Annotated in this window: 11 protein-coding genes; 7 read left to right on the forward strand and 4 right to left on the reverse strand. The window is 51.3% G+C overall.

From position 1 onward, the window contains the following. Positions 1–2: 2 nt before the first annotated feature. The gene (xseA, locus tag ACJ8QF_RS08530; protein ID WP_131165058.1) at positions 3–1,379 is read right to left on the reverse strand and encodes an exodeoxyribonuclease VII large subunit; all 1,377 of its coding nucleotides are present in this window, start codon (positions 1,377–1,379) and stop codon (positions 3–5) included. A 170-nt stretch (positions 1,380–1,549) separates the two neighbouring features. On the opposite strand from xseA, the gene guaB reads away from it, so the two are divergent. The 5 genes from guaB (at position 1,550) to ptuB (ending at position 8,672) form a co-directional block, all read left to right on the forward strand. Further along, positions 1,550–3,013, forward strand: a complete 1,464-nt coding sequence (gene guaB / locus ACJ8QF_RS08535; RefSeq protein ID WP_004941460.1) for an IMP dehydrogenase — start codon at positions 1,550–1,552, stop codon at positions 3,011–3,013. A 103-nt stretch (positions 3,014–3,116) separates the two neighbouring features. Beyond that, the gene (gene guaA, locus ACJ8QF_RS08540; RefSeq protein WP_164123706.1) at positions 3,117–4,694 is read left to right on the forward strand and encodes a glutamine-hydrolyzing GMP synthase; all 1,578 of its coding nucleotides are present in this window, start codon (positions 3,117–3,119) and stop codon (positions 4,692–4,694) included. A 742-nt stretch (positions 4,695–5,436) separates the two neighbouring features. Next, on the forward strand, positions 5,437–6,360 hold the full coding sequence (locus tag ACJ8QF_RS08545) for a retron St85 family RNA-directed DNA polymerase (RefSeq protein ID WP_308318280.1): 924 nt from the start codon (positions 5,437–5,439) through the stop codon (positions 6,358–6,360). Position 6,361: 1 nt separating this feature from the next. Further along, positions 6,362–8,002, forward strand: coding sequence for a retron Ec78 anti-phage system effector ATPase PtuA (gene ptuA, locus ACJ8QF_RS08550; protein WP_308318279.1), 1,641 nt, complete (start codon positions 6,362–6,364; stop codon positions 8,000–8,002). 1 nt (position 8,003) lies between these two features. After that, complete coding sequence (gene ptuB / locus ACJ8QF_RS08555) at positions 8,004–8,672, forward strand: retron Ec78 anti-phage system effector HNH endonuclease PtuB (RefSeq protein ID WP_442537446.1); 669 nt, start codon at positions 8,004–8,006, stop codon at positions 8,670–8,672. A gap of 686 nt (positions 8,673–9,358) precedes the next feature. Here the strand turns inward: ptuB and ACJ8QF_RS08560 are convergent. Then, entirely contained in the window at positions 9,359–9,721 is a 363-nt protein-coding gene (locus ACJ8QF_RS08560) for a winged helix-turn-helix transcriptional regulator (RefSeq protein WP_442537447.1), read from the reverse strand. 123 nt (positions 9,722–9,844) lie between these two features. Here ACJ8QF_RS08560 and ACJ8QF_RS08565 point away from each other — a divergent pair, with 123 nt between their 5' ends. Continuing rightward, complete coding sequence (locus tag ACJ8QF_RS08565) at positions 9,845–10,678, forward strand: enoyl-CoA hydratase/isomerase family protein (RefSeq protein ID WP_442537448.1); 834 nt, start codon at positions 9,845–9,847, stop codon at positions 10,676–10,678. A gap of 14 nt (positions 10,679–10,692) precedes the next feature. On the opposite strand, the gene ACJ8QF_RS08570 is transcribed toward ACJ8QF_RS08565, so the two are convergent. Then, a complete protein-coding gene (locus ACJ8QF_RS08570) occupies positions 10,693–12,474 on the reverse strand; it encodes a hybrid sensor histidine kinase/response regulator (protein ID WP_166445318.1) in 1,782 nt (593 codons plus the stop codon). Beyond that, on the reverse strand, positions 12,471–13,103 hold the full coding sequence (locus tag ACJ8QF_RS08575; protein ID WP_015378765.1) for a response regulator transcription factor: 633 nt from the start codon (positions 13,101–13,103) through the stop codon (positions 12,471–12,473). The genes ACJ8QF_RS08570 and ACJ8QF_RS08575 overlap by 4 nt, the downstream gene beginning before the upstream one ends. Positions 13,104–13,278: 175 nt before the next feature. Between ACJ8QF_RS08575 and ACJ8QF_RS08580 the strand changes: the two genes are divergently transcribed. Further along, positions 13,279–13,593: a lipoprotein gene (locus ACJ8QF_RS08580; protein WP_004941478.1), complete on the forward strand. Its 315-nt coding sequence runs from the start codon at positions 13,279–13,281 to the stop codon at positions 13,591–13,593. The last annotated feature ends 73 nt before the right edge of the window (positions 13,594–13,666 follow it).

Consider the following 13,666-nt stretch of genomic DNA (forward strand, 5'->3'; position numbering starts at 1 on the left):
GGTTATTCAGCCGCGCGCTTCTTGCGCGGCTTTTTGGCGACGGTGATGGTTTTCACCTCGCTTTCCACCCAGCCGTCCTGCAGGCGGGTTTTCAGCAGTTCGCCGACCTGCGCCTGCTTGGTGGTTTTCAGCAGCTCGCCGCGCGGAGTTTGCGTCACGCTGTAGCCGCGCGCCAGCGTCGCCAGCGGGCTGACGGTCTCCAGCTGGCTGCAGGCCACGCCGAAGCGCTGGCGGTAGGCGTTGAGCTGGCGCTCCAACGCCTGCTGCAGGCGGTATTCCTGCTGCTGCACGCGCTGTTGGTAGCGGTGAATGCGGCCCTGCGGCTGCACCTGCGCCAGCCGCTGCTGGGCGCGCTCGCTGCGGCGGGCGGCCAGGCGCAGCTGTTGCTGCATGCCGTCTTCCATCCGGCGCTGCAGCTTGAACAATAGCGTCTGCTGACGCGCCAGGCGCAGATGCGGATGCTGCTGCTGTAAACGGTGATGAATGCGGGTGAACTGCTGCTGACGCTGCGCCAGGTAGTAATCCATCGCCATCTCCAGCCGCTGCTGCTGCGACTGCAGCTGGCGCAACAGCTCGAGCTGATTGCGGCTGACCAGTTCGGCGGCGGCGGATGGGGTTGGCGCGCGCAGGTCGGCGACGAAGTCGGCGATGGTGACGTCGGTTTCATGGCCGACGGCGCTGACGATCGGAATGCGGCTGGCGAAGATCGCCCGCGCCACGCGTTCGTCGTTGAAGCTCCACAGATCTTCCAGCGAACCGCCGCCGCGGCCGACGATCAGCACGTCGCATTCATCGCGGCGGTTGGCGGCCTCGATGGCGCGCACGATCTGCATCGGCGCTTCGGCGCCCTGCACCGAGGTGGGGTAGATGACGATCGGCAGCGACGGATCGCGGCGCTGCAAGACCTGCAGAATATCGTGCAGCGCCGCGCCGCTGGCGGAGGTGATCACCCCGACGCGTTTGGCCGGCGCGGGCAGCGGCTGCTTGAACTGCTGATCGAACAGCCCTTCGGCGCTCAGGCGCTGTTTCAGCTGCTCGAACTGTTGCTGCAGCAGGCCGTCGCCGGCGGGTTGCATGCTCTCGGCGATCAGCTGGTAGTCGCCGCGCGGTTCATACAGCGTGATGCTGGCGCGCACCAGGACCTGCTGGCCGTTTTGCGGCCGGAAGGTGACGCGGCGGTTGCTGTTGCGGAACATCGCGCAGCGCACCTGGGCGCGATCGTCTTTCAGCGTGAAATACCAGTGGCCGGAGGCGGGCTGGGAGAGGTTGGAGATCTCGGCGGAGAGCCAAATCTGCCCCATTTCCCTTTCCAGCAGTTGGCGAACCGTCTGATTCAGGCGGCTTACGGTAAAAATGGAAGGCGAAACAGGTAGCGACATGTGACCCAGATCAAATTTCAAAACAATCACTTAATTGGTCGATACTACATGGCTGAAAAAGGTAATCAAGACTTTTTGTAAGAAAGTGCTGGAGGCAACCGATTCCGCTCTGTATAATGCCGCGGCAATATTTTATCTTTTTCACAGCCCACCCTGGTGAGATATTGCCCATGCTACGTATCGCTAAAGAAGCTCTGACGTTTGACGACGTCCTCCTGGTTCCAGCCCACTCCACGGTTCTGCCTAACACTGCAGAGCTCGGCACTCAACTGACCAAAACCATCCGCCTGAACATCCCTATGCTGTCCGCAGCCATGGATACCGTTACCGAATCCGGCCTGGCCATCGCGCTGGCGCAGGAAGGCGGCCTGGGCTTCATCCACAAAAACATGTCCATCGAGCGCCAGGCTGAAGAAGTCAGCCGCGTGAAGAAACATGAAAGCGGCGTAGTCACTGACCCGCAGACCGTTACTCCGGCCACCACGCTGCAGGAAGTGAAAGAGCTGACCGCGCGCAACGGCTTCGCCGGTTACCCGGTCGTTACCGAAGACAACGAGCTGGTCGGCATCATCACCGGCCGCGACGTGCGTTTCGTGACCGATCTGACCCAGCCGGTCACCGCAGTCATGACGCCGAAAGATCGCCTGGTCACCGTGAAAGAAGGTGAAGCACGCGACGTGGTGCTGCAGAAGATGCACGAAAAGCGTGTAGAGAAAGCGCTGGTGGTGGACGACAGCTTCCACCTGCTGGGCATGATCACCGTTAAAGACTTCCAGAAAGCGGAACGTAAGCCGAACGCCTGTAAAGACGAGCACGGACGTCTGCGCGTGGGCGCGGCGGTCGGCGCCGGCGCCGGCAACGAAGAACGCGTCGACGCGCTGGTGGCGGCGGGCGTTGACGTCCTGCTGATCGACTCCTCGCACGGCCACTCCGAAGGCGTGTTGCAGCGCATCCGCGAAACCCGCGCCAAATACCCGGATCTGCAGATCGTCGGCGGCAACGTCGCGACCGCAGCGGGCGCCAAAGCGCTGGCTGAAGCCGGCGTGAGCGCGGTGAAAGTGGGTATCGGCCCAGGCTCCATCTGCACCACCCGTATCGTGACCGGCGTGGGCGTACCGCAGATCACCGCCATCGCCGACGCGGTGGAAGCGCTGGAAGGCACCGGCATTCCGGTTATCGCCGACGGCGGCATCCGCTTCTCCGGCGACATCGCCAAAGCGATCGCCGCAGGCGCATCCTGCGTGATGGTCGGCTCCATGCTGGCGGGCACCGAAGAATCTCCGGGCGAAATCGAGCTGTATCAGGGCCGTTCGTTCAAATCTTACCGCGGCATGGGCTCGCTGGGCGCAATGTCCAAAGGCTCTTCCGACCGTTACTTCCAGACCGATAACGCCGCCGACAAACTGGTGCCGGAAGGTATCGAAGGCCGCGTGGCCTATAAAGGCATGCTGAAAGCCATCGTGCACCAGCAGATGGGCGGCCTGCGCTCCTGCATGGGCCTGACCGGCTGCGCCACCATCGACGATCTGCGCACCAAGGCGGAGTTCGTGCGCATCAGCGGCGCCGGCATTCAGGAAAGCCACGTGCACGACGTGACCATCACCAAAGAGTCACCGAACTACCGCATGGGCTAATGCCTTAACCTCTCCTGAGTGAGAGGCCGGGGTGGGGCGCCAAGCCCCATCCCGAAAACATACATTTTCGCTCTTTTTCTCTTGTTGCTGGAATTCGCCTCACATGACACAAAATATCCATAAGCATCGCATCCTGATACTGGACTTCGGTTCGCAATACACCCAACTGGTCGCCCGCCGCGTGCGCGAAATCGGCGTTTACTGCGAACTGTGGGCCTGGGACGTTAGCGAAGCGCAGATCCGCGAATTCAACCCAAGCGGCATCATCCTGTCCGGCGGCCCGGAAAGCACCACCGAAGCCGGCAGCCCGCGCGCCCCTGACTACGTGTTCAACGCCGGCGTGCCGGTGCTGGGCGTGTGCTACGGCATGCAGACCATGGCGATGCAGCTGGGTGGCCATGTGCAGGGTTCCAACGAACGCGAGTTCGGCTACGCGCAGGTGGAAATCGTCAACGAGAGCGCGCTGCTGCGCGACATCGAAGACGCCATCAGCCCGGCCGGCAAACCGCTGCTGGACGTGTGGATGAGCCACGGCGACAAAGTGACCGCGATCCCGTCCGACTTCGTGACCGTCGCCAGCACCGATACCTGCCCGTTCGCCATTATGGCCAACGAAGAAAAACGCTTCTACGGCGTGCAGTTCCACCCGGAAGTGACCCACACCCGTCAGGGGCAGCGCATGCTGGAGCGCTTCGTACTGGACATCTGCCAGTGTGAAGCCCTGTGGACGCCGGCCACCATTATCGAAGATGCGGTTGAGCGCATCCGCGAGCAGGTGGGGGAAGACCACGTGATCCTCGGCCTGTCCGGCGGCGTTGACTCCTCCGTCACCGCGATGCTGCTGCACCGCGCCATCGGCAAGCGCCTGACCTGCGTGTTCGTCGACAACGGCCTGCTGCGCCTGAACGAAGCCAAGCAGGTGATGGAAATGTTCGGCGACCACTTCGGCCTGAACATCGTGCACGTCGAGGCGGAAAACCGCTTCCTGACCGCACTGGCGGGCGTGGACGAACCGGAAGCCAAGCGTAAAATCATCGGCCGCGTGTTCGTTGAAGTGTTCGACGAAGAAGCCTGCAAGCAAGAGCAGGTGAAATGGCTGGCGCAGGGCACCATCTATCCGGACGTGATCGAATCCGCCGCTTCCGCCACCGGTAAAGCGCACGTGATCAAGTCGCACCACAACGTGGGCGGCCTGCCGAAAGAGATGAAGCTGGGCCTGGTTGAGCCGCTGAAAGAGCTGTTCAAAGACGAAGTGCGCAAGATCGGCCTGGAGCTGGGCCTGCCGTACGACATGCTGTACCGTCACCCGTTCCCGGGCCCGGGTCTGGGCGTGCGCGTGCTGGGCGAAGTGAAGAAAGAGTACTGCGATCTGCTGCGCCGCGCCGACGCCATCTTCATCGAAGAGCTGCACAAAGCCGATCTGTACAACAAAGTCAGCCAGGCGTTCACCGTGTTCCTGCCGGTGCGTTCGGTCGGCGTGATGGGCGACGGCCGCAAATACGACTGGGTGGTCTCCCTGCGTGCGGTAGAAACCATCGACTTCATGACCGCGCACTGGGCACACCTGCCGTATGACTTCCTCGGCCGCGTCTCTAACCGCATCATCAACGAAGTGAACGGCATTTCCCGCGTGGTGTACGACATCAGCGGCAAGCCGCCGGCGACGATTGAGTGGGAGTGATTTGACAACTGTCAGAGAATGAAAAAAAATAAAAGTAACCCTCTATTTTATAGAGGGTTACTTTAAATCACTAAGCTAGTCCGAGCCATTTTAAGATGTAAACTATGGTGTTTTGATTAAACTACAAGTTATCTCAGATGAATTCTGTACAGAAAACTATCATGAGGTTGTATTTCTGTCACGGATGGGTTAATTATGAAATTTATGGTGTGGCTGTGTTGTGATATTGTTGAATGAGATTACTCTTAGGTGGTTAGAGATTTAATTTATCGTATTACTTAACTTAGTTATCAACTGTAAAAATATAGGTTTACGATAGCATCATCGGCATATTTTTCTATTTAAACAAATATTGCTAATCCTTCTCAGAATATTAAATCAAATTCGGTAACCTTATTTATCCCACGAGACACTAGCCATCTGAGCGCAGAGGGCATTTACTCATTATGCTTAATGGCCAAATGAGTGATGTAGATTCACAAATGAATAAGTTTTTTTTTCGTTGCTGGGGGTTGAGAAGGCTTCTCTAATTGTGGTATATATATGAAGCTCTTTAGTGTTGGACAATTACGTCTAGTCGGGTGTTTAGCCAGACTCTAAGTTATTGAACGGCATTATGGTTGCGATAGTCTCGCAACCTAATCTCGTTCCTCGTTTAGGTTGCGAGACTATCGCTTCCTCTAGTAAAGAGCTAAACTAAGCCCAAGAATATGATTTTTGGGCTTTTTCTATAGGGGTACGTATGACTATAATTAAGCAGCTGGCTTTGGGACTTGGTAGAACTGAGGCTGATATAGTTAAATTTCTAGTCAACGCGCCAAAAAAATATAAAGTTTATACAATTCCAAAACGTACGTCTGGACATCGAGTTATTGCACAACCATCAAAAGAACTTAAGGTTTTTCAACGTAAGTTCATGGAGTTGTATGAACTTCCTGTTCACAAGGCCGCAATGGCGTATCGTGAAAAATTAAGTATTAAGAATAATGCACAGTCTCATCAGAAAAATAATTTTTTACTAAAAATTGATTTGGAAAATTTCTTTAACTCTATTAATTGTTCTGTTTTTTGGAAAGAGTGGCTAAATTTTTATCCATTACCTGGTCATGAAGATAAATTGGCATTTGAAAATCTTCTTTTTTGGGCACCGAGTAAGGCTTTAGGCGGTAAACTGATTTTGAGCATTGGGGCTCCGAGTTCGCCACTCTTATCTAATTTTATAATGCATAGATTTGATGAGATAATTTCGCGAGAATGTTCTCTTCTCAATGTGACTTATACGCGTTACGCAGATGACTTGACTTTTTCTACAGATGTGAAAAATGTGCTATTTGACATTCCAGATATGGTAGAGAAGTATCTTTTGTTGCATTTCGAAGGGGCATTAAAGATTAATAAAAAGAAAACTATTTTTTCTTCCAAAGCTCATAATCGGCATGTTACAGGTGTTACATTAAATAATGACGGAGAGCTATCCCTTGGGAGGGAAAGGAAAAGATATATTAAACACCTGATTTATCAGTATAAGTTGAATAGATTAAATGAAGATAACCTTTCTCATCTAAAGGGATTGTTGGCATTTTCACATCATATTGAACCTGTTTTTATTCAGGCGCTTATTTATAAATACTCGGCTGAAACTATTAATAAAATAACTGGGAGATGAAATGAACAAGCCACATAAAGAGTATAGTAAAGCGATAAAATCATTAACCAGTAAAGCGGAGAAAGGGTTACTAGAAGCGCAATTTCAGCTGTATGAGAACTATACTGAAGGGAAGTATGTTGAACAAAAGGATATCGAGCTGGCTGATAAATACTTTCAAGAATTGCAATGTTTACTTCCTCAAAAAAGAATGCACTTGAAGAGTTTCAATATTCATAATTTTAGAAGATTTAAAAATATAAATATTGATTTTGATAGTTACCTGACGGTGATAATTGGTGATAATGGAACAGGAAAGACAAGCATACTGGATGGGATTTCAAAGATTTTTTCTTGGTTTAATAATAATTTAGAAAAAGATGATGTAAATGGAAAACCTATCACAATGGCTGATATTAATGTTCATGCAAATGACTATGCAGAAATGTCCAGCACGTTTGAGCTCGATGAGACCAATTTTTTTGTGGCCTCTTTAGGCCGTATTGTTCCAGGTTTTTCAGGAAGTTCCCCTACACAAGTCTCAACCATAAAACAGTTTGCTACAATGTATAGAAAAACTGCACATAATACATCTATTATGCTACCACTTCTAGCATTCTACTCTGCTGAACGCTCTGCTTTTGACTTAAAGCAATCGGTATCGGAAGTGGCCTTTTTAGACTCATCGGTAAACAGATATGAAGCATTAAAAGATGCTCTAGAGGGAAGTGGTAAATTTGAGTCTTTTTCAAGTATATATATTGAACTAGTAAACTTGGCCGAAGGTGAAGAAACTAAAGAAATAAAAGAATTAAGGGAGCAGATCGCCAGCCTTGAAAAAGTTATTGTTGATGTTTATGCTCAAGAATTACCTTTTGCGGGTGACCGACTTCTTGTTACTTTATCTGACAAAAAAGAGGAGCTTAATAGGCTTATAAATAACTCTTCATCTGGGAAATATCAGAAGCATCTAAAATATGTTAATTCGGCTATAGAGAAATTAGTATCAGATGTTAAAAATTTAAAAGTTGACAGGAGTACTGGTAAGTCAAGGATTTTACTAGAGAATTTTGGGGTGGAAGTAAATATTGCGCAACTTTCAAAAGGTCAAAAAACAATGGTTGCATTGGCTGGGGATCTAGCACGTAGACTCGTTACTCTTAATCCAGATTCAAAAGATCCGTTAAGTGGGCCTGGCATTGTATTAATTGATGAGGTTGAATTACATTTGCATCCTAAATGGCAGCAAGAAATATTATTAGGTTTGCATGAAACATTCCCAAACATTCAATTTATTGTGACGACACATAGCCCACAAGTATTATCGACAGTTGATAACACTTGTATTCGTAAGATTTATTTAGATGACAATGGTGAACCTATTGTTGGTACACCATCATTCCAAACAAAAGGAGTTACAAGTGCTGATGTTTTGGCAAGAATAATGGGGATTAATTCAATACCTGAAAATCTTGAGGAGGCAAAGTGGGTTGAAAAATTCTCAGAGTCGTTACTGAATGGAAATAGCTCAGAAAGAGATCTTTATTTTAAAATGATTTTAGGACACTTTGGGGAAAATCATCCTGTTGTAATTGAATGTCAAAGTCAAATACGTATCATGGAAATGAAAAGTAGATGGGTAAAGTCTGAGGAGGGTAAATGAAATGAGAAAGTTGAATAGGCCTCAGCTTGCGCCAGCGTGTTTGGCAAGATATAATTATGAAATTGATAAATGGTCCAAAAAAAGTCCTAAAAGTAAAGATAGAATTATCATTTGGCGGGCCTTGGAGAATATGCAAGGTAAATATTGTTGCTATTGTGAATCTATTGCTGAAAAAGGGAATGGGCATATTGAGCATTTTTATCATAAAGGTGCAAAAAAGGGTGGGGACGCGCTCTATCAACATTTGACTTTTGATTGGGGTAATTTATTTGCATCTTGTGGTTTCACATCTGGAGATACATGTGGTCACTATAAAGATCGGCTGGGTAAAAATGGCCCAGGGGACTATGAACCAAATGAAATTATTAAACCAGATAGGGATGATCCAAATGATTACTTTGACTTTTTACAAACCGGGAGCATAAAAATAAAAGAAAGCATTTCTGATGAAAATGTTATTAAAGCGAGAGAGACATTGAGGGTTTTAAATTTGACTCACGGATCTTTAAATAGTGCGAGAAAAAAACAAATTGATATATTCAAACAAGAATTATTATCTTTAATAGAGATGGATATTCCGGATGAAGTTAGAAGTATAGCAATGGATGATATAAAGAAGTCTATTAAAAAAGGTGAATTTCAAAGCGCCGTATTAGGAGCTCTTTTTTAATAAAGGTATATTCAATGCAGCAATATTCACATAGCCATATGCTGTTGTTGATATGAGACCGTTCTACAGCATATTAAGCTTATATCATCACGACACACATTTAGATTCGATGCTGTAGCACAGATATATGCAGTAGATTCGAATTATTTCTGCTGTGTTTTCACTTTAGTCTCTGGATTCTACAGCTAAGTATTTACACAATGAAAGAATATCTGGTTCATAGCGCCAAATCGTTTGGGTTCGCTGATTAAAATTGTCTTGATTACGTGCCATTTTGTACAAATATCCTCAGTAATTAGCTTTTTAAGCTTCATCGTGTTAGCCATTTCAATCTTTATCTAGTAGTGTAAGTATGGCTTTCACTTAAAAAATAATACTTTGTGCGTTTAGGATATATGAAAGGTACGTAATGTTTAATTCACATATGGGCACTAATTAACTTATTATTTTTACTATAAATTATAGTATGTTATTGAGGTAGTTCTTCATAAAGCATGATATATATTCCAATAACTTATATTTTCAGGAAGTGACCATGCAAGCACACCCGTTTTAGTTCCACCCACTTTTTGAGTTTTCCGTCTTCTTGATCTCCTCCCAATATCGGTGCCAGGATAAATCAGAGATCCGGAAGAGATCAATCAGGCGGCTCTACGCAATAGTCACAGCTAGCCTCAATTTTCACCCTATAGGTTTTGCTCGTCGTATCTTTTTTGGCACTCCTGAATCGCCTCAATATTCCCTAACGTCCAGTCGAACAGTATCGAGAACGGCCCCTGAAGGGATTTGCCAAGCGGCGTCAGCGAATACTCGACGCCAAGCACCCGCCCATCCAACACTTTGCGATGCACCATGCCGTTGCGTTCCAGCTTGCGCAGCGTCTGGGTCAGCACGCGTTGCGTGACGCCATCCAAACGGCGCTTGATGGCGTTGAAGCGCTGCGGCTCGCGCAGCACTTCCAGCACCATCATGGACCATTTATCGGCAATCTGATCGAGCACGATGCGGCTTGGGCAGTCAGCGCGGTAAACAAGGTCGCTCTTATCCATCGGTATCCTCCTGCATCCTTGGGATGCTTAAGATGCGTAATTGACGCCAGGTATGCAAAGTATACCATTCGACACACGGCGCGAAAAACCCGCACTTGTACCCCCAGGTAAAAGGACATTGAGATGACAGATACAGATTTCAGCAAACTCAGGCTGTCTCATGCGCACGGCGTGATGACCATCGCTATCGATAACCCGCCGGTAAACGTGCTTGATGTAGCGCTGATGTCGGAAATCAGCCGTTTATTGCTGGCGGTGCGTGACGATCCGGATACGCGCGTGTTGGTGTTCCAGAGCGCGAACCCAGCGTTTTTCATCGCTCACGTCGACATGACCTTGATCGATGAGCCGCACGCTTTCGACGAACTGGCGAGCAACGCGCCGGAGGGGCTAAATCCGTTCCAGGCGTTTGGCGAACTGCTACGCAGCCAGCCGCAGGTCACTCTCGTTAAGCTGGCCGGGCTGGCGCGCGGCGGCGGGGCCGAGTTTGTTGCGGCGGCCGATATGGCTTTCGCCGCACAAGAGCTGGCGGGGCTGGCCCAGTGCGAAGCCTTGATGGGCATTACGCCCGGCGGTGGCGCGACGCAGTATCTGACGAGCCGAATGACTCGCGGCCGCGCTCTGGAAGTGATCCTGGGCGCCGACCTTATCGATGCCGCTACCGCAGAGCGGTATGGCTGGATTAACCGCGCCTTGCCCGCCGCCGAGCTGGATGATTTCGTCGATCGGCTAGCGCGCAATATCGCGGCACTGCCTGAGGGCGTGATTGCGGCGGCCAAACAGGCGATGCCCGCACCGGATTTGCAGGCCGGTTTTTATCGTGAGCACGACGCCTGGGCGGGATTGTTCGCCCGCCCGGCTGCGGAACAGTTGATTCGCGGCGGGCTGAAGGCCGGGGCGCAAACCCCGGAGGGGGAGCGCAACCTTGAAGGCCTGCTGCGCCATCTTGCCCGCTAAGGTACCGCATCGCGCTAGCCCGCCCCCCACTGCGTCAGCAGCGCATGCAGCCTGGCCGGCTCCAGCGGCTTACGCAGCACCAGATAGCCTTCCTGCTCGGCCTCTTGCAATATTTGCGAATTGAACTCGCCGCTGACCATCGCACCGCTTACGTCCGGCAGGCGTTCGAACAGCGCCTGCAGGATGTCGAAGCCGCTCTCGCCGGAACGCAGGCGCTGGTCGCACAGCACGGCGAACGGCGTGAAGCCGCCGTCGACAATGGCGAAGGCTTCCTCGGCGGAGGCCGCGCAGCGCACGGTGATGCCCCAGGTGCTCATCAGGCTCTCCCAGGCGGAGGTCACCAAGGGATCGTCGTCCACCACCAGGCAGGCGCCGCGCAGCGGTGCATAGCGGGTAGGCGTGGCGGTGTTGTCGTAGGCGGCGGCGGTTTCCGGCGCTTTATCTTCGCCGATGTATTGCGTGAAGCGCATCCAGAAGCGTGAGCCTTTGCCTTCGACGGAGTGCATGCCGTACTTCACCTTCATCAGCTTGGCGCAGCGCGCCACCACCGCCAGCCCCAGCCCGTGGCCGGCGCTGTCGATTTTCCACGCCAGCTCGGGGCGGTAGTAAGGGGAGAAGATTTTGCTTTTCTCTTCGTCGGCGATGCCCACGCCGGTGTCCCACACTTCCACCAGGCACTCGGCGCCGCGAGGGCGGATGGCGATCAGCACGCCCCCCCGTTGCGTGTAGCGCAGGGCGTTCTGGATCAGGTTGATCAGCGATTGCCGCACCAGCAGCGGATCGCCCATCACGCTGATGCGCCGTCTGGGGCGCCAGGTGCGCAGCGCCAGGGCGCGGCTGTTGGCCTCTTCGCGGAACAGGGTGACCACCGAGTCGAGCAGGGCGCCGATATCCACATGGGTGGCGGCGGTGCGCACGTTGCCGGATTCGATCTTGCTGAGATCGAGCAGCGAATTGAACATCAAATGCACCGAACGTACGCTCTGCTGCAGATCCAGCAGCTGCGGCGTCAGGCTGTCGTCGCGGTTTTTGTGGATGATGGCCTCGATCAGAAAGCCCATGGCGTGCACCGGCTGGCGCAGGTCGTGGCTGGCGGTGGTCAGGAATTGGTTCTTATCCAGCAGCGCCTGTTCCGCCTCTTCTTTGGCCTGACGGAACTGCTCCGCCAGGCGCGAGCTTTGTTCTTCGAGCAGCGCCTGCTGAATAAAGAACGCATGCGAGGTTAACGCGTGGCGGTAAATAGCGAAGCCGTACAGCAAGTTCAGCATCAGCACGATGAACATCACGTCTTCCAGCCGCCAGATGATGCCGAGGTTCAGCAGCCCCCAGGAAGCGAAGAAAAAGCGGGTAAAGGTGCTGATAACCGGCGTCAGGTGCGTTGCGTTGGCGGCGACGATCGCGGCGATGCTGATATTGAGCAGCAGAAAAAAGTCAAAGTTATGGGTCTGCGGCGTAATTAAATAGAGTGAGGAGATCCCCAAGCCGTGAATAAAGGCTACCTTATTAATGCGCGGCAGCCAGCGGCGCAGCACGGTGTCTTCATCATTTTCTTTGGCCTCGCGCAGGTAGCGCCGATGCCATATTCTGATCGCCACGGCGCATAGCAGGTAAACCATGATCCAGGCAATGGTTGGGCCAAGTTCATCCCCCAGCAAATAAATCCAGATGGCGAAAGGGATGCCGACGAAAGGCACGGCGGTAAAGCTGAACACCAGCCGCATGAAGGTGTTGTCCAGCAGGCGGATCTGCGCGCGTGGGGAGATGCCATCATTTTGTAAATGCTGGAAAAACCTCATGACGACGGATCCCGTTTGCCGTGCAACAGCGTGATGGCTTCCACCCGGCTGTTGACGCCGATCTTTTTCAATATATTGCTGATATGTTCTTTGACGGTGGGTTCGGAAATAGACAGTTGCGTCGCAATTCTTTTATTTGGCAGGCCGCGCAGCATCATAGTTAATACGTCGATTTGCCTCGGCGTTAAATTGAACTTATTTAAGTGCTCATGATGGCTTTTAATGCAGGTTTCATTACCGTCAGGGAACCAATCCTGATTATTATTCAACGCAAAAACCGCCCTGGCGAATAATTCAGGCGGTTCGTTTTTTAATACAAATCCATGCCCGCCGGCAGTGTGCACTTTCTGCCAGATATCGTTATTCTCGTCGCCGCTAACCACCAAGATCCGCACCTGAGGGTAAAGTTGCTTTACTTCTTTGAGTAATTTCAACGCTGTACCGGAAGAAAGCCAAAAATCGATCACCAGTAAACGCGGTGGGCCATTTTCCCTAATATGGCGGTAGCAATTCTCTTCATTAGTCACCACATGCGCCTGTTTGAATCGGCAATGCGTGCTGAGAAAATTGGCGATGCCGCTTGCTACCAATGGATGGTCATCAACGACCAACGCATAATCCTGCCCCAAAGGATTCTCCTTTCGCCTTCAAATATCAGATAGGCCTGATGAATTATTATCAACCCTCCCTACTTTAGGAGGGTTTTTTCGTTTAGGAAAGGGAAATATATTATTCGAGGATTTGGATAAGAGAAAACATAAAGCCAATTGGTAATTTTAACTGATTGGTTATAAAGGATAATTTATGAAGAAACCACTTATCGCTTTAACCGTTACGATGATGCTAGCCGGTTGTTCCACCCTGAAAACCGATCAGGCCATTCCATTACTGCAGGCGGAAACCGCCAAAATGCTGGGGCTGGGATCGTCGGACGAAATTACCGTGACCAATGTCAATGGCGCGCAGCCGGATGCGCTGGGCGGCCAAAAACTTTCTTATCGCGCCACCACGGAAAAAGGCCGCATTTTCGATTGCTCGTCGCTGATGATGCCGGGAATTTTAGGTTCGTCGCCGTCGCTGAGCGCGCCGACCTGTACGCCGGTGGTAACGCATAAATAATTCGCTTTGGGGGCGGTATTACCGCTTCCTGGTTTTTCATCGTCGGAGCGTCAGCGCCGGGGGGCAATAAGCT

The organism is Serratia sp. CY81684 (assembly GCF_052166595.1).
Taxonomy (GTDB): domain Bacteria; phylum Pseudomonadota; class Gammaproteobacteria; order Enterobacterales; family Enterobacteriaceae; genus Serratia; species Serratia nematodiphila.

Excerpts from the sequence above, each read along its gene's own strand:
- xseA (WP_131165058.1), bottom strand. The coding sequence starts at position 1,379 with ATGTCGCTACCTGTTTCGCCTTCCATTTTTACCGTAAGCCGCCTGAAT.
- guaB (WP_004941460.1), top strand. The coding sequence starts at position 1,550 with ATGCTACGTATCGCTAAAGAAGCTCTGACGTTTGACGACGTCCTCCTG.
- guaA (WP_164123706.1), top strand. The coding sequence starts at position 3,117 with ATGACACAAAATATCCATAAGCATCGCATCCTGATACTGGACTTCGGT.
- ACJ8QF_RS08545 (WP_308318280.1), top strand. The coding sequence starts at position 5,437 with ATGACTATAATTAAGCAGCTGGCTTTGGGACTTGGTAGAACTGAGGCT.
- ptuA (WP_308318279.1), top strand. The coding sequence starts at position 6,362 with ATGAACAAGCCACATAAAGAGTATAGTAAAGCGATAAAATCATTAACC.
- ptuB (WP_442537446.1), top strand. The coding sequence starts at position 8,004 with ATGAGAAAGTTGAATAGGCCTCAGCTTGCGCCAGCGTGTTTGGCAAGA.
- ACJ8QF_RS08560 (WP_442537447.1), bottom strand. The coding sequence starts at position 9,721 with ATGGATAAGAGCGACCTTGTTTACCGCGCTGACTGCCCAAGCCGCATC.
- ACJ8QF_RS08565 (WP_442537448.1), top strand. The coding sequence starts at position 9,845 with ATGACAGATACAGATTTCAGCAAACTCAGGCTGTCTCATGCGCACGGC.
- ACJ8QF_RS08570 (WP_166445318.1), bottom strand. The coding sequence starts at position 12,474 with ATGAGGTTTTTCCAGCATTTACAAAATGATGGCATCTCCCCACGCGCG.
- ACJ8QF_RS08580 (WP_004941478.1), top strand. The coding sequence starts at position 13,279 with ATGAAGAAACCACTTATCGCTTTAACCGTTACGATGATGCTAGCCGGT.